Annotated in this window: 15 protein-coding genes; 9 read left to right on the top strand and 6 right to left on the bottom strand. The window is 68.6% G+C overall.

The window, feature by feature from the left end; all coding sequences use genetic code 11:
* Positions 1 to 44 precede the first annotated feature (44 nt).
* A complete protein-coding gene (locus tag ACWF7A_RS14610; RefSeq protein WP_189156868.1) occupies positions 45 to 233 on the top strand; it encodes an MbtH family protein in 189 nt (62 codons plus the stop codon).
* Positions 234 to 262: 29 nt separating this feature from the next.
* Here ACWF7A_RS14610 and ACWF7A_RS14605 read toward each other — a convergent pair whose 3' ends face one another.
* Together ACWF7A_RS14605 and ACWF7A_RS14600 are read right to left on the bottom strand one after the other, a co-directional pair.
* Positions 263 to 1,555 carry a YVTN family beta-propeller repeat protein gene (locus ACWF7A_RS14605; protein ID WP_452250945.1) on the bottom strand — a complete coding sequence of 431 codons (1,293 nt, stop codon included), beginning with the start codon at positions 1,553 to 1,555 and terminating at the stop codon, positions 263 to 265.
* Positions 1,556 to 1,588: 33 nt separating this feature from the next.
* The gene (locus ACWF7A_RS14600) at positions 1,589 to 2,074 is read right to left on the bottom strand and encodes a GNAT family N-acetyltransferase (RefSeq protein ID WP_452250944.1); all 486 of its coding nucleotides are present in this window, start codon (positions 2,072 to 2,074) and stop codon (positions 1,589 to 1,591) included.
* Positions 2,075 to 2,153: 79 nt separating this feature from the next.
* On the opposite strand from ACWF7A_RS14600, the gene ACWF7A_RS14595 reads away from it, so the two are divergent.
* A complete protein-coding gene (locus ACWF7A_RS14595; RefSeq protein WP_452250943.1) occupies positions 2,154 to 2,645 on the top strand; it encodes an RNA polymerase sigma factor in 492 nt (163 codons plus the stop codon).
* A complete protein-coding gene (locus ACWF7A_RS14590; RefSeq protein WP_452250942.1) occupies positions 2,638 to 3,495 on the top strand; it encodes a hypothetical protein in 858 nt (285 codons plus the stop codon). Before ACWF7A_RS14595 ends, ACWF7A_RS14590 begins: the two co-directional genes overlap by 8 nt.
* Here the strand turns inward: ACWF7A_RS14590 and ACWF7A_RS14585 are convergent.
* On the bottom strand, positions 3,480 to 4,799 hold the full coding sequence (locus tag ACWF7A_RS14585) for a serine/threonine-protein kinase (protein WP_452251151.1): 1,320 nt from the start codon (positions 4,797 to 4,799) through the stop codon (positions 3,480 to 3,482). The genes ACWF7A_RS14590 and ACWF7A_RS14585 overlap by 16 nt on opposite strands.
* A 75-nt stretch (positions 4,800 to 4,874) precedes the next feature.
* On the opposite strand from ACWF7A_RS14585, the gene ACWF7A_RS14580 reads away from it, so the two are divergent.
* The 3 genes from ACWF7A_RS14580 to ACWF7A_RS14570 all read left to right on the top strand — a co-directional run bounded on the left by ACWF7A_RS14580 (position 4,875) and on the right by ACWF7A_RS14570 (position 7,980).
* Entirely contained in the window at positions 4,875 to 5,831 is a 957-nt protein-coding gene (locus tag ACWF7A_RS14580; RefSeq protein WP_452250941.1) for a magnesium transporter CorA family protein, read from the top strand.
* A 7-nt stretch (positions 5,832 to 5,838) separates the two neighbouring features.
* On the top strand, positions 5,839 to 6,606 hold the full coding sequence (locus tag ACWF7A_RS14575; protein WP_452250940.1) for an enoyl-CoA hydratase/isomerase family protein: 768 nt from the start codon (positions 5,839 to 5,841) through the stop codon (positions 6,604 to 6,606).
* Positions 6,607 to 7,080: 474 nt separating this feature from the next.
* Entirely contained in the window at positions 7,081 to 7,980 is a 900-nt protein-coding gene (locus ACWF7A_RS14570; RefSeq protein ID WP_452250939.1) for a hypothetical protein, read from the top strand.
* Between the two features lie 311 nt (positions 7,981 to 8,291).
* On the opposite strand, the gene ACWF7A_RS14565 is transcribed toward ACWF7A_RS14570, so the two are convergent.
* Complete coding sequence (locus ACWF7A_RS14565) at positions 8,292 to 8,747, bottom strand: SLATT domain-containing protein (protein ID WP_452250938.1); 456 nt, start codon at positions 8,745 to 8,747, stop codon at positions 8,292 to 8,294.
* Between the two features lie 34 nt (positions 8,748 to 8,781).
* On the opposite strand from ACWF7A_RS14565, the gene ACWF7A_RS14560 reads away from it, so the two are divergent.
* Both ACWF7A_RS14560 and ACWF7A_RS14555 read left to right on the top strand, forming a co-directional pair.
* Positions 8,782 to 9,510, top strand: coding sequence for a PIG-L deacetylase family protein (locus ACWF7A_RS14560; RefSeq protein ID WP_452250937.1), 729 nt, complete (start codon positions 8,782 to 8,784; stop codon positions 9,508 to 9,510).
* On the top strand, positions 9,507 to 9,914 hold the full coding sequence (locus ACWF7A_RS14555) for a hypothetical protein (protein ID WP_452250936.1): 408 nt from the start codon (positions 9,507 to 9,509) through the stop codon (positions 9,912 to 9,914). The genes ACWF7A_RS14560 and ACWF7A_RS14555 overlap by 4 nt, the downstream gene beginning before the upstream one ends.
* Before the next feature lie 228 nt (positions 9,915 to 10,142).
* Here ACWF7A_RS14555 and ACWF7A_RS14550 read toward each other — a convergent pair whose 3' ends face one another.
* Both ACWF7A_RS14550 and ACWF7A_RS14545 read right to left on the bottom strand, forming a co-directional pair.
* Positions 10,143 to 11,435 carry a UDP-glucose dehydrogenase family protein gene (locus ACWF7A_RS14550; RefSeq protein ID WP_452250935.1) on the bottom strand — a complete coding sequence of 431 codons (1,293 nt, stop codon included), beginning with the start codon at positions 11,433 to 11,435 and terminating at the stop codon, positions 10,143 to 10,145.
* Positions 11,435 to 12,766: a glycosyltransferase family 4 protein gene (locus ACWF7A_RS14545; protein WP_452250934.1), complete on the bottom strand. Its 1,332-nt coding sequence runs from the start codon at positions 12,764 to 12,766 to the stop codon at positions 11,435 to 11,437. Before ACWF7A_RS14545 ends, ACWF7A_RS14550 begins: the two co-directional genes overlap by 1 nt.
* Before the next feature lie 111 nt (positions 12,767 to 12,877).
* On the opposite strand from ACWF7A_RS14545, the gene ACWF7A_RS14540 reads away from it, so the two are divergent.
* Complete coding sequence (locus ACWF7A_RS14540) at positions 12,878 to 14,878, top strand: glycosyltransferase (protein ID WP_452250933.1); 2,001 nt, start codon at positions 12,878 to 12,880, stop codon at positions 14,876 to 14,878.
* Position 14,879 lies beyond the last annotated feature (1 nt).

Here is a 14,879-nt window from a genome sequence, read left to right as displayed (position 1 = left end):
GCGCGGATAGCCGCGCCCTAGGTGGCGCAGGTCACTCTGGGGACATGACATCCCCGTTAGCTCAGGCTCACACCATGTTCCTGGTGCTGGTCAGCCCGACGGGCCAGTACTCGATCTGGCCCGCGGTGCTGCAGGTGCCCGCCGGCTGGCAGGTCGTGCACGGAGTCGCGTCCAGGCAGTCCTGTGCGGACTACGTGGACGCGCTCCGCGTCGACGTGCCGATGGCGGCTTAGCGAAGTTCCACCACCACCGGCGGTTTTCTTCACAGCAGAGTGATGTACCCGTGCGACGAGGCGCCACCGTGCTCGTTGTTGCCCGCGTACGAGGCCGTGAAGCCCTGCAGCAGGGTGGACAGGCCGACCAGCAGTGCGACGTTCGCGTCACAGGTGGCCTTGCCGGACGAGTTGGTCGTCGCGGTGCAGAGAGGGTTGCCCTTCACCGTGCGGAAGACGACCTGCTGACCGGCGATCGGTGCCCCGGTGTGCTTGTCGGTCAGCGTCGCGTCGAGCGAGCGGACCGTGAAACCGAGCAGCCGCAACTGCAGCTGGGCGGACCCGGCCGCGAGCTTCGACTTGGCGGGCGGCACGAAGTTGATCGCGACGCCGACCGGGCGCTGGCCGACGGCGATGGTGCCGGTGACCGTGTCGGACGCGGTGTCGATGATCGACACCGAGTTGCTGTTGTAGTTCGTCACGTAGGCCGACGCGCCGTCCGGCGTGAGGGCCACGCCGATCGGGCGGTCGCCGACGACGATCTTGCGCAGCTCGGTCATCGTCGTGAGGTCCACAACGGACACCGAGTCGAACTCGCTGTTCGTCACGTAAGCCCGGGTTCCGTTGGGCGCCAGCGCGATGCCGTGCGGCGTGAAGCCGACGGCCGCGGTGCCGACGACGGTGCGCGAGGCGACGTCGATGGCGGAGACGCTGTCCGAACCCTTGTTGACCACGTACATCCGCGTGCCGTCGGCCGAGGCCGCGATGGCGGTGGCGGCGTTGCCCACCGCGATCGTGGAGACGACGGTGTTGGACGTCGTGTCGATGACCGAGACCTTGCCCGGACCGGGGAGGTCGTGCGTGACGTAGACGGCGGAACCGTCCTTCGTCACGACGACGCCGTCGGCGTTCGAGCCGACCGTGACGGTCGCGGTGACGGTGAGCGTGGCCGTGTCGACCACGGACACCGTGCCGTCGAGGTAGTTGGTGACGTAGGCGAAGCCGCCACCGGGGGCCACCGCGACGCCTGCCGGGTGGAGCCCGACGGGAATGGACTTGTCGACCGTGTTGGTCGGCGTGTCGATGACCGTCAGCGTGTTCTGCACGGAGTTCGTGACGTAGCCGCGGGTCCCGTCGAACGCGACCGCCGCCATGTACGGCGAGTTGCCGCCGCTGTCGGCGATCGTCGTGGACACCGCGTTCGTGGCCGTGTCGATCACCGACACCCCGCCGCCGTTGTTGGCGACGTATCCCAGAACCCGGCCGGCGGGCGCCGCCTGAGCCGGGGTCACCACCAGTGCCGAGGTGACGGCAGCCGCCATCACCAGTGGACGTAACCGCATTGTGAAAGCCTCCTGGCGAGTCATCCCGACCCTTCAGGACATCGCGGCTGGAGGAGAGGACGTTAGCCGCTTCTCGAACCAGTGATCGGAGTAGCGGGCTGCGTTGTACGGAGCAATCTCCACGAACCCGCGCTTGGCGTAGAGACTCCTCGCCTCCACGAGATCTTCGCGGGTGTCGAGCCGCAGGGTCGTGATGCCGCGCGCCGTCGCCTCGGTCTCCATCGCGGTGATCAACGCCGACGCGACGCCCTGGCCGCGGAACGGCTCGCGCACGAACATCCGCGTCAGCTCGCCGACACCGTTGTCGAGGAAGCGCATCCCCAGACAGCCGACATCGTTGCCATCACGGGACGCGACGAGGAACACCGGCACGTCGTGATCCTGTTCGTCGCGCTCGTACGCGTCGATCTCGGCGTCGTTCGCCGGCCGGTCCCAGTAGCGGCTGATCATCTCCGCGTTGTACTCGCGGCTGAGCGGCGAACGCGCGGCGTCGGCGGCCGTCACGGTCCAGTTGGTCATGGGACCATCATCGAAAGCCCATCAACTGTGATTCAGGTCACTGCAACGCCGACACCGCGGGAAGCCAACTGGGGGCGTGATGTTCGCGGAGCTGTTCGACGAGCACGCCCACCCGTTGCACCGCTATCTGGCGAGACGGGTGGGCGTCGACGTCGCGGATGACCTGGTGAGCGAGACCTTCCTCGCGGCCATGCGCGGTGAGTCCGGCTACGACCCGGAGAGGGGCAGCGTCGTCGGCTGGCTCTACGGCATAGCCACGAACCTGTTGCGCGGCCACGCCAAACGCGAGGCCCGCCTGCTGCGCACCGCCGAACGGTACGGCGTCGACCTCGGTGTCGCCGAGTCGCTGGAGCACACCGTGGTCACCCGCATCGACTCCCGCGCCCACCTGCGCCGGATCGCGCGCGAGCTGGCCAGGATGACGCAGGCCGACCGCGACCTCGTGCTGCTCGTGTCGCTGGCGGGCCTGACCGTGCAGGAAGCCGCGGAAGCCCTCGACCTCAACCCCGGCACCGCCCGGTCGCGTCTGCACCGCCTGCGCGCGAAGCTGAAGGAAGTGGAACATGCGTGACGTGCTGGACGACGACCTCGCCGAGCTCTACTCGGTGAGGCCGGCCGACGACGTGCGGATGGCCCGGTTGCGCGAGCGGCTGTTCGCCGAGGAGCCGCCACGCCGGTCGCGGCGCTGGGTGGGCATCGCCGCGGCGGTCGTGGCGGTGGTCATGATCACCGGGCTCGTGGTGACGCTGCGACCGGCCTCCCGGGACGCGCCCGCCACGTTGCCGGTCAAGCCCGCGACGTCGTTGCCGGAGGCCGCGACGCTGCTGGAGGTGGCGGAGCAGCCGACGACCAGGTACCACCGCACGACCTACCGCGTCTGGCAGGTGATGGGAGTGGGGGAACCGTACTCGTCCTCAGCGATCGAGTTCGAGATCGACGTGTGGCTGCCCACCGCCGCCGGCGAGATGGTCGTGATCTACCGCAGGTCCACCGGCGGCCAGCGGCTGATCGCGGGTGCGCAGCGCCCCGTCTCGGACTTCCTCCGCGACTCCTTCCGCGCTCCCGTGCTGTGGAGCTCGTTCTGCGCGAGCACCCCGTGCAAGGAGGAGACCGCCGGGCAGCCGTTGAGCACCGAGCCCGAGCGGAGGCTGGACGACGCGGCGGCCGCGATGCTCTCGCCGTTCACCACGACCGAGGAGAAGGCCGCGCTGTACCGCAGGATCGCCGAGTCCCCCCAGGTCCGCTGGGAGGACGGGAAGGTGTCGGCTGACGGCGGCACGACGCTGTTCACCGTCGACCCGGCGACCGGCCAAGTCACCGGCATGGAACAGCGCAGGGCGACCGACTCCCGGATCCCGGCGGACACGGTGACGACCTCGGTCACCATCACGTCCGAGTGGACCGATCAGCGCCCGTCGTAGGACCGCGGCAGGTACCAGGCCAGGGCGGCGCGCAGCTCGGCGACGTCGCGCTCGCGCCGCCTCCTGGTGCGCTCGTGGGCGATCGGGAACACCCGCACGCCGCCGTGGTGCGCGCCGAAGAACCGGCGCGGTGCCGGATCCTTCAGCCAGACGACGACCCACGGCCTTTTCTTGTGCGGCACGACGCGCACCCGTGCGAGCTCGTACCACCAGTACTGGTGGAACTTGCCGTTGCGCGTCGTCGCGATGCCCTCACGGCTGATCTCGATGACGACCTTGCGGCGCGCGGCGGCGCTGAAGTACCGCACCGCGCGCACGAGGAGCACGCAGAACGCGGCCAGCGCGAGCAGCTGCGTGGCACCGTTGGCCTGGGCGGCCGGGTCGGCGATCGCGGCGGCGAGCAGCGCCACGGCGAGGTTCAGACCGCCCCACGCCATCGGCACGAACCGCGACGTCGAGAACGTCGCGGCGGCGGGCGTCATCGGGGCGGGCAGCTTGGTGGTGGACGGCTTCGGCGTGACGACCTGGGAGAGCAGGCGCGTCACCTCGGCCGGCTCCGGTCGCTTGCCCGGGTCGCGGTGCATGCACTTCTGCACCAGCGGCCGCAGCGCCTTGGGCACGCCGTCGATGTCCGGCTCGCCGTGCGCGGCCTTGTAGAGCAACGTCGCCGTCGGGCCCTCGCCGAACGGGCCCTTGCCCGTCGCGGCGTAGACCAGCACGGCGCCGAGCGCGAACACGTCGCTCGGGGACGCGACCTCCTGGCCGGTGATCTGCTCGGGCGACAGGAAGCCGGGCGTGCCGAAGACCATGCCGGTCTCCGTCAGCGCCGTGTGCTCCATCGCGCGCGAGATGCCGAAGTCGATGACGCGGGGTCCGTCGGCGCCGAGGAGCACGTTCGACGGCTTGAGGTCGCGGTGCACGAGACCGGCGCGGTGGATCGCGGTGAGCGCCTCGGCCAGTCCCTCGGCGAGTCGTCTCAAATGGTGCTCCGGCAACGGGCCGTGCCGTTCGATCGCCTCCTGGAGCGTCGGGCCGGGCACGTACTCGGTGGCCATCCACGGGCGGGGCGCGCGCGTGTCGGCGTCGACCACCGCGGCCGTGCCGGCGCTGCCGACCGCCCGGGCCATCTGCACCTCGCGGCGGAACCGCTCGCGAAACCGCGGGTCATCGGCCAGTTCGGCGCGTGCGACCTTGACCGCGACCTGGCGGCCGTCGCTGCCCTGCCCGAGGTAGACCGTTCCCATGGCACCACGACCAAGCCTGCCCAAGAGCAGGTAGTCGCCAATGCGCTGTGGTTGGTCCACCTTCACCGGATCGAGGGTAGCGGGAACTCGGGCTGAAACCTCACATCTGAGTAGATCTACGTATCGTTGTCACCCATGGGTCGGACCCGCTTGTACCGCAACGGCGAACTCGTGGACAGGGACTTCCCGGTCGCGGAGGTCGCCGGGCGTCTCGAAGATCACTCCGCCATCGTGTGGTTCGACCTCTGCGCGCCGTCCGAGGCCGAGACAGGTCTGTTGCGCGACGAACTGGGGTTGCACGAGCTCGCGATCGAGGACGCGTTCTCCGAGCGGCAGCGCCCGAAGGTCGACCGCTACCCCACCCACCTGTTTCTCTCCGTCTACGCCGTGCGGTACGAGACGCACGAGATGAAGACGTGCGAGGTCGACGTCTTCATCACCAAGAACGTGCTCGTGACGGTGCGCGAGAGCGAGGACTACTCGCTCGACGGCGTGCAGCGGCGGTGGGACAGCGCGCCGGCCCTGGCCTCGTCGGGCATCGGGTTCCTGCTGCACGGCCTGCTCGACGACATCGCGGACAGCCACTACGCGGCGGCGCAGAAGCTCGACGACGACATCGAGGCCCTCGAGGACCACATCTACGAGGAGAAGCCGCACGTCGGGCGCAAGGCGTTGCAGCTGCGGCGCGCGCTGGTGCAGCTGCGGCGGGTCGCGCTGCCGATGCGTGAGGTCATGGGGTCGCTGCTGCACCGCGAGCACGAGATCGTGGACGACGTGATGATGCCGTACTACCTGGACGTGAAGGACCACGCGTTGTTCACGGCCGAGCTGACCGAGTCGATGCGGGAGCTGATCACGAACCTGCGCGAGGCCGAGGTCGCCGTGCAGGGCAACCGGCTCAACTCGATCATGAAGAAGGTCACCAGCTGGGCCGCGATCATCGCGGTGCCGACGGCGATCTCGGGCTACTACGGCATGAACGTCCCGTACCCCGGCTTCGAGCAGAAATGGGGGGTCTGGGTCTCCACGCTGGGTATCTTCGGCCTCTCGTACTTCCTCTACTTGATGTTCAAGCGCCGCGATTGGTTGTGAACCCGCTGTGAAGATCCACCTGACCCGCCGCGACGAGCTCGCGATCGTCACGATCGACGCGCCGCCGCTCAACCTCTACTCCCTCGACCTCGACGCGGAGTTCCACGAGGCCCTGGACGAGCTCGGGGACGCGCGGGCGTTGCTGGTCAACGCCACGGGCAAGGTCGTGTCGGGCGGCGTGGACGTGTCGTTGTTCGCCGCGCAGGAGTACCGCGAGGAGGCGCAGCGGCTGTTCGACCGCATGCTGGTGCTGCCCCAGCGCCTCGCCGCACTGCCGATCCCGACCGTCTTCGCCGCACACGCCCTGTGCCTGACCTGGGCTTTCGAGCTGGCGGTGGCGTGCGACCTGATTGTGGCCGCCTCCTCGGCGCGGTTCGGGCTGGTCGAGAAGGTCGTGGGCCTGACGCCGACGATGGGCGGCACGCAGCGGCTCGCGGCGCGGGCGGGGGTCGGTCGCGCGAAGGAGTTCGTGATGACCGGTGATCTTTACGACGCGGCGACGCTCGAGCGGTGGAATGTCGTCAACCGGGTGTTGCCCGACGAGGGGTTCGCATTGGCGGCCGAGCAGTTCGCTTTGTCTCTGGCGACCGGTCCGACGCAGGCACACTTCGCGACCAAACAGGTGCTCGCGCATTTCGAGAACGGCGGCGTCCCGGAGGCCGACGCTCATGTCACGACGATCGCGTCGGCGTTGTTCGAGACCGAGGACCTGCCACGCGCTGTGCACAGCTTCCTCACGGACGGTCCCGGCCGCGCGACTTTCACAGGTCGCTGATCTCACACATCAAAGAATCATATGGCTCAGTGATAAAACCGTGATCTACCAGCTCACACGGATGGAGCATTCCCCGCCGAGCGGAAGATGATGTTGCGGCGCAACGAGATCCGCTTGACTCCACCGGTCGTCCCAGGCATCGTGCTGACCGTTCAACGGCCCCGTACGAACTCCGTCGCACGAGTTTTGTACACATTCCGCAACGGCCGACGACACAATTAGCGAGTTCACGGTCCCCCGTCGTGAACGCGCGTGGAGGTAGAACCAGCCGTGAGACTGAGATTGGCCGTACTGCTGACCGGTGGTGTCATCGCGTTAGCCGCCTGTACCCCGACCAAGGCGGCTCAGCCAACGCCCATCGCCGACAGCACCAGCGCCACCTCGACCAGCACCCCCAGCAGTAGCTCCGAAGCCCCGAGCAGCAGCTCGGCGGCCCCCAGCAGCTCGACGACGAAGACCGTCACGAACGGCCCCGTGAAGCCCCCCGCCAACTCCCCGGCCCCCTCGGGCTCCCCCGGCTGGAAGCTCACCCAGGGCAACACCGGCCTCGCCGCGCACGGCCTGAACTGCGACTCCCTGCCGCTCTACACCGGCCCCGGCGCCCCCGCCGCCGGCACCGTGATCTCCGGCAAGCGCATCGAGCAGACCCTGACGTTGTTCGCGGGCAACATCACGATCGAGAAGTCCTGCGTCCGTCCCAAGAGCGCGGGCGAGACCCAGCCGCTGATCACGACGAACGGCCCGTGCGGCAGCAACTCCTGCCAGGTCACCGGCGCCCCCGTGACCATCCGCGACTCGAACATCGACGGCTCGGCCCTCTCCGCCAAGACGATCGCGGGCTCCTGTGCGTTCCTCGGTGTCGGCACCCTGCAGCGCAACTACATCAGCGGCATGGGTTCCGGCATCTGCTTCTACAACACCGGCAGCACCCTGAGCGGCCTCGCCGAGGGCAACTACGTCCGCGGCCTGCGCTCCGACGGCGACAGCCACAACGACGGCGCCACCGTCCGGGACTTCCCGCTGGACAAGAACGCGGGCCGCACCCTGACGTTCCGCAACAACCGCATCGACTGCTCCACCGGCAACGACACCGGTGCCCTGTTCATCCAGACCTACGGCGGCGACATCGACAACGTCACCGTCGAGGGCAACCTCCTGGAGGGCGGCGGCTACCAGCTCGGGCTGGAGTCGGGCTTCGACAACGTCTACGGGCGCAACATGAAGTCCATCAACAACCGCTTCACCGGCACCGGCTGGGGTGCCGCCTACGTCAGCCAGAAGGGCGCCAACTACAAGTGGGCGGTGTGGCAGGACAACTTCCTGCTGGACGCCAACGCGCCGGACGCCAAGGGGAAGCCTGCGGGCACGCCGTAGCTCCTGGTCGCCTTGTCGCCGAGTCGCCTCCGCCGCACAGCCTCCCGCTGGTGGTGGGGGCGATTCGCCGTTCGGGGTGAGACGGATGCCACAAGCCCGAGCGTCTTCGCTGAGGTTCTCCTCTGCCCACGCGGTCCGCATCACAGCCGCCCCGCTCCCATCCGCCCGGCAGCCCCACACCCGCACGCGGCCGCTTCCCAGGCGCCCGCCGCACAGCCCCCGCGCGGCCCGCCGCCCCACCACCCCACACGTCCCGCTTCCCAGCCACCCCGACTCCGCCGCCGACCCCCTTCGACAGCGAAGGCACCCCCTCAGCCGTTGTCGCGGAACCTCAACCACCGCGAGCTGAGCGAGTCCCAGATCTCCTGGTACCGCGCGAACATCTCCCGCACCTTCTCCGGATCCACCTCCTCGGCCGGTGTGGACGCCAGGTAGTAGGAGAGGTCGTCCTCCAGCCGGTGGAACTTGTGGCTGGCCTCCTCCATCAGCACCCACAGCGAGCGCCACGCGAAGAACGGCTCCAAAGCGGACACCACGGTCACCACGGCGACCAGCGAGAACGCCGTGCCGGTCCAGGGATCCAGGTTCTGCAGGCCGAGGATGATCGTCGACACCGCCGAAAGCACCAAAGTGGTCAGTCGGACAGTTACGGACTTCCACCTGAACCGCTGCTTGCACGAGCGGGCGTAGGCGTGCCCTCGGGAGATCTGTCCACGAAGGTGCTGAGCGAGTTCCAACGGCTTCAAGCCGGACGGCAAGTCGGTCACCGGCAAGACAATAGTTTCGAGGTACCTTCGCCGCGTGCAGTTCGATGGACCGAGAACCTTGCTGGCCGTCCACGCTCACCCTGACGACGAGTCTCGGTCGACCGGCGGAATCCTGGCCCACTACGCCCGCCAGGGCGTCCGGATCGTCCTCGTCACGTGTACCGGCGGCGAGCTCGGCAACATGCCCGGTGGTGCCCGGCCGGGCGAGCTGAACCACCACCCTCAGGCGGTGGCGGCGAGCCGGCGCGCGCAGCTCAACGCCGCTTGTGACGTGCTCGGCATCACGGACCTGGAACTGTTGGGATACCACGACTCCGGTGAGACGGGGCAGGTGCCGCCCGGTGCGTTCTGCTCCATTCCCGTGGAGACGGCGGCGGGGCGGGTCGCGGCGCTGATCGAGCACTTCCGGCCTCAGGTCGTCGTCACGCACGACCACCACAACCCGCACCAGCACCGCGACCACGTGCACGCGGCCCGCGTCGCGCACCACGCGGTCAAGGAGACCGGGATCCCGGCGAAGCTGTACCTGGAGGCGCACGACACGCTCGCCACGACGACGGTGGACACGTCGGCCGTCGCGGACGTGAAGCGCAAAGCGTTGTACTGCTACGAGAGCCAGTCGCTGATCGGGAAGCTGACGGCGCAGCAGAGGTTCGCGGCCGAGTCGTACATCCGCGCGATCGACACGACCGGAGCACCGCTGCCCGAGACGGATCTCTTCGCCGGCATCACGCACCACGGGCCGGATCTGCCGCGGTGGTGAGGACGCTGCTGGTCGTGCTCGCGGACGACATCGGCCAGACCGCCGGAACAGTGGCACTCTACGCCAACAAAGGCGTCCGAACCGTTGTGCACAGCCAGAACGCGCGCACAAGACAACAAGCAGAGAGCCTCGGAGCGATCGCCGAGAGCGCGGACCCGTACGACCTGATCGAGAAGTACGAGCCGCAGGTCGTCGTCTGCGACCACAACGGACCGCTGCGCGCCACCAAGCTGGCGGTGTACCGGACCGGTATCCCGGCGAAGTTCTACCTCACCGCCACCGAGGGCGCCACGGTGATCGACGTGGGGGCGTCCGCCGTCCAGAAGCAGCAGGAGCACTACTTCCGAGACCTGGACAGGACGAACGCCCCACTGCCGGAGACGGACCTGTTCGCGGGTCTCTAGAGCGGCAGGGCGGACAGCAGGCCCTGGGCGAGATGGGAAGCCTGCGCCAGCAGGTGAGAAGCCTGGTGCACGAGACCGCTGACCACGTCCATGAGTCCAGCCACGGGAACCTCCCCGACAAAACCCGGCGGGCGAGTCCCACCGGGTGTTGCCGGGAATCAAAGCGCTGGCGCGAACACCGCGCGCGCCCTGTCACACCATTGAGCTGAATGGACGGTCCCAAAAGGACTATCGACCCAGCGACGTGCAGGTCAGTCCCGCACGACGGATGACGTCCGGGTCCAACAGGTTGCGCGTGTCGACGACGACGGGCTGCCGCACGGTCTCCGCCAGCCGGGCCCAGTCGAGCGAGCGGAACTCCGGCCACTCGGTCAGCACGACCAGAGCGTCGACGTCCTTCGCGGCCTGGTACGGATCGTCCACAACGGACACCGGCCCGAGGTCCGTGCCGCCCGTCAGGGCAGGGTCGTAGCCGACGAGCTCGGCACCGGCCTGGCGCAGCAGCGCCGCCACGGCCAGGGCGGGCGAGTCGCGCAGGTCGTCCGTGCCGGCCTTGAACGTCAGGCCCAGCAACCCGAGGCGCACGTGCGACAGCGAGCCGCCGCGCTTGCCGGTGACGGCGAGGCGGACCTTCTCGACCATCCGCTGGCGCTGACGCTCGTTGGTGTCGATCGTGGCGCGCAGCAGGCGGAACTCGAAGTCGGCGGCGTCCGCGACCTGGAGCATCGCGTGCGTGTCCTTGGGCAGGCACGAACCGCCCCAGCCGGGACCGGGGTTGAGGAACGCCTGGCCGATGCGCTTGTCGTAGCCCATGCCCTCGGTGACGTCGGTGATGTTCGCACCGAGGCGCTCGCACAGTTCCGCGACCGCGTTGACGTACGAGAGCTTCATCGCGAGGAAGCAGTTCGCCGCGTACTTGACCATCTCGGCCGAGGCGGCGTCGGTCAGCACCGTGGGCGCGCCGAGGCGGGCGTACAGGGCGGCGACGCGCTCGGCGGCGTCCTGCTGGTCGCAGCCGACGACGATGCGGTCCGGGTTCAGGAAGTCGTGCACGGCCGAGCCCTCGCGCAGGAACTCGGGGTTCGAGACGACGGCGACGTCGTCGCGGCGCAGCAGCTCGGCGGTGCGGATCGAGGTGCCGACCGGCACGGTGGACTTGTTGACGATCACGGTGCCCGACGGCAGCAGGTCGCGCGTCTCGTCCACAACGGACTCGACGGCGTGCAGGTCCGCGATGCCGCCGACGCCCATCGGCGTCGGCACGCACAGGAACACGACCTCGGCGTCGGCCACCGCGGCCGAGGCGCCCAGCACGAACGACAGGCGACCGGAGGCCAGACCCTCGGCGACCAGCTCGGCGAGGCGCGGTTCGAGGATGTCGACCTCGCCACGCGAAAGCCGCTCGACCTTCGAAGCGTCGACGTCCGCGCACACCACGCGGTGGCCCAGCGAGGCGAGGCAGGCACCGGTGGTCAGACCGACGTAGCCGGTGCCGACGACAGCGATCCTTCTGACGAACATCATTCTCCCGTTCGGTTCACGGCGAACGCGCGGAGCACGGCGTCGTCGCTCACGTCGATCATCTTGTTGCCCCACTGGTCACTGCCCGCGCCGAGCTCGGGCCGGCCGTCGGGGAACGGGCCGCGCGAGACGAAGCCGGTCAGCCCGTCGAACACCGCCACGTAGTTCTCGGCCTGCGGGCGCCAGTCCAGCTCCGCCTCGCAGCGGCGCCGGCCCTCGAAGCCGAGGCGGCCGCGGCGTTCGGCGTCGTCGAGCAGGTCGAGCAGCGCCGTCGTGAAGCCCTCGACGTCACCCGGCTCGACGAACACGGCGCACTCGCCCGCGGACACCACGGTCTCCTGCAACCGGTACGTGACGACCGGCAGCGCGTAGGCCATGTACTCCATGGTCTTGTTCATAGTGGACACGTCGTTCAAAGGCGACAACGGATCCGGGCCCAGTCCGGCCGAGGAGGTCGACAGGTAACGGGTGATCTGTTCGGGCCCAACCCGTCCGGTGAACTCCACGTACGGATCGAGCCCCCAGGCCGTGGCCTGCTTCTTCAGGTCCTCGAGGCAGTCGCCGAAGCCCAGCAGCGCGAAGCGGACGTCGGTGCGGCCGCGGTCGAAAACAACTCTCCGTGCCACTTCGAGGACCCCGTCGACGCCGTCCTGCGGTCCCATGATTCCGAGATAGGCCACCAGGTGTTTGCCGCCGCGTCGGAGTTCGTCCACGCCCTCGACAGGCCGCATCACGGTGGTGTCGGGCCCGGAGCGCACGACGGAGGTGTGCTCGGGCGGCACGGAACCCCGCGTCCACGCGATCTTCTGGTACGAGGTGTTGGTCGACGTCACCCGGTTGGCCGTGCGGAACGTCCTGCGCTCCAGCCACTTCAAGATCCGGTACTGCAGCTTGCCCGCGAACCCCTTGGGCTCACCGAAACGAGACAGGAACACCTCGGGGTTGAGGTCGTGGTGGTCGAAGACGAACTTCACACCACCGAGCCGCCACAGCAGCGCCAAGGCCCAGTAGGTGTCCGGCGGGTTGCACGCCTGCATGACGTCGAACCGCCTGCGGGCACGCACCTTCACGCTCAGCAACGCCGTGCGCACCCAGCAGTACAGGAACTCCCACGCGTAGCCCAGCGCGCCTTCGGCCTGGGGCGGCGGAGCGTACTTGTAGATGTGCACTCCGTCGAGGAGTTGGTAGGCGGGATCACCCGGACCCTTGGGGCAGATCACCGAAACCTCGTAGCCGGCGTTGGTCAGGGCGCGGCATTCCAGCCACACCCGGCGGTCCAGCGGCACGGGGAGGTTCTGCACGATGATCAACACGTGAGGCGATGACGTCACGCTCTGGTTCTCGTTCCGGAGGGCGAAACGGTTACACCTTCGCCGATTCTCGTAACGGAGGTTGCAAACGACTCGATGTAGGCGCAGAGGCCCGAAAAGCGAGGAGCGGTTGTGGAGCGGTCACCTGTCGCGGTGGTCATCGTCACTTACCAGAGCGAACAGGTCATCGCCGGATGCCTGGACTCGTTGCCGGACGACGTGAAAGTGATCGTCGTCGACAACGCCTCGACGGACGGCACTGTGGCGGCCGCCACTCGACCTGGCGTGGAAATTCTGCGCAGCCCGGTCAACGGCGGATACGCCGCCGGTGTGAATTTGGGCATCAAAGCGGCGGAAGGCCACGACGTTCTCATCCTGAACGCCGACATCCGGTTGCACCCAGGAGCCGTGGAATCACTCCGCGCCGCGAACAAACCGATCGTCGTTCCCAGGCTCGTGGACGAATCCGGCGCGCTCTCCTTCTCGCTGCGCCGCACACCGACGGCGGTCAAAGCCCTCGCCGAAGCCCTCGTCGGCGGCGGCCGGGCCGGGAGCATCGGCCTCGGCGAGACCGTCACCGACGCGAAGGCCTACCAGGGCGCGCACGCCGCGGACTGGGCGACGGGCTGCGCGTGGCTGGTCCAGCGCGAGGTCATCGAGAGGCACGGCCTTTTGGACGAGCGATACTTCCTCTATTCGGAGGAGACGGAGTACATGCTCAAGGCCGGCGGCGTCTGGTTCGAGCCGCGGGCCGTCGTCACGCACATCGGCGGCGAGGTCTCCACGAACGCCCGGCTCTGGTCGATGCTCACCTCGAACAAGGTCCGCCTGCACCGCGAGCTGCACGGCAGGTTCGCCGCCGCGCTCATGTGGGTCGCCATGGTCGTGAACGAAGGGCTTCGCGCACGTTCGCCGAAGCACCGCACCGCGTTGAAGGGGCTTTTCAGCATGCGCCGCTGGCCGGAGGAAGTGGCGTCGGAGGGCCCGAGCTACCTGTGCTTCTCGGCGCAGGACTGGTGGTACCACAACCGCGCCCACTCGGACTTCCAGCTGCTGCGCCGCGTCGCCAAGCACCGCAAGGTGTTGCTGGTCAACAGCATCGGCCTGCGGATGCCGTCGCCCGGCAAGAGCACGCAGTTCCTGCGCCGCATCTTCCGCAAGGCGATGAGCGTCGCGAAGCTCGTCCGGCAGCCGATCGAGGACACGCCGAACTTCTACGTGATGACGCCCGCTCCCCTGCCGTTCTACGGCAAGCCGTGGCTGCGCAAGCTGAACTCGGTCCTCGTCCGCACGCAGGTCCGCGCGGTCTGCTTCTTCCTGAGGATGGGCACGCCCGTCGTCGTCGCCACGATCCCCACCGCGTGGGACGTCGTGGAGCCCATGAAGACCAAGGGCCTGATCTTCAACCGCTCCGACCGGCACTCCGCGTTCCCCGAGGCCGACCAGGGCACGATCGCCGCGCTCGAGAACCAGCTGCTGTCCAATTCGGACACCGTGCTCTACGTCTCACGGGCCCTGCAGGAGGAGGAGTCCGCGCTGACCGGCGAGCGGGCGCACTTCCTCGACCACGGCGTGGACGTCGACCACTTCACCCGCCGCACCGAGCTGCCGGCGGACATCGCGAGCGTCCCGGGCCCGCGCATCGGGTTCTTCGGCAGCCTCGACGACTACCTCGTCGACTTCGACCTGATCGAGAAGGTCGCGCAGGAGTTCCCCGACGCGTCCGTCGTGCTGATCGGTGACGCGACCTGCTCGATGGAGCGCTACGACCGCTACCCCAACGTGCACTGGCTCGACTTCCGCTCCTACGACCAGATCCCCGGCTACGGCAGCGGCTTCGACGTGGCGCTGATGCCGTGGCTGGACAACGACTGGATCAAGCACGCGAACCCGATCAAGATGAAGGAGTACCTGGCCCTGGGCCTGGCCGTCGTGTCGACGGACTTCCCCGAGGTCGAGCGGTACGGCGACGTCATCCGCATCGCGAAGGGCGAGGCCGACTTCATCGACCAGATCCGGCTCACGCTCAAGGACGGCGGTCTGAAGACCCCGGCCGAGCGCCGCAACGCCGTGCTGGCCTCCTCCTGGGACTCCCGCGCCCGTGAGCTCATGCAGATCGCGGAGGACCGCTGAC

This window comes from Lentzea sp. NPDC055074, assembly GCF_053608005.1.
This window is presented reverse-complemented; position numbering and strand designations above follow the sequence as displayed.

Coding starts and splice junctions, on each gene's coding strand:
- ACWF7A_RS14595 (WP_452250943.1), top strand. CDS start 2,154: ATGTTCGCGGAGCTGTTCGACGAGCACGCCCACCCGTTGCACCGCTAT.
- ACWF7A_RS14605 (WP_452250945.1), bottom strand. CDS start 1,555: ATGCGGTTACGTCCACTGGTGATGGCGGCTGCCGTCACCTCGGCACTG.
- ACWF7A_RS14600 (WP_452250944.1), bottom strand. CDS start 2,074: ATGACCAACTGGACCGTGACGGCCGCCGACGCCGCGCGTTCGCCGCTC.
- ACWF7A_RS14580 (WP_452250941.1), top strand. CDS start 4,875: ATGGGTCGGACCCGCTTGTACCGCAACGGCGAACTCGTGGACAGGGAC.
- ACWF7A_RS14590 (WP_452250942.1), top strand. CDS start 2,638: ATGCGTGACGTGCTGGACGACGACCTCGCCGAGCTCTACTCGGTGAGG.
- ACWF7A_RS14550 (WP_452250935.1), bottom strand. CDS start 11,435: ATGTTCGTCAGAAGGATCGCTGTCGTCGGCACCGGCTACGTCGGTCTG.
- ACWF7A_RS14610 (WP_189156868.1), top strand. CDS start 45: ATGACATCCCCGTTAGCTCAGGCTCACACCATGTTCCTGGTGCTGGTC.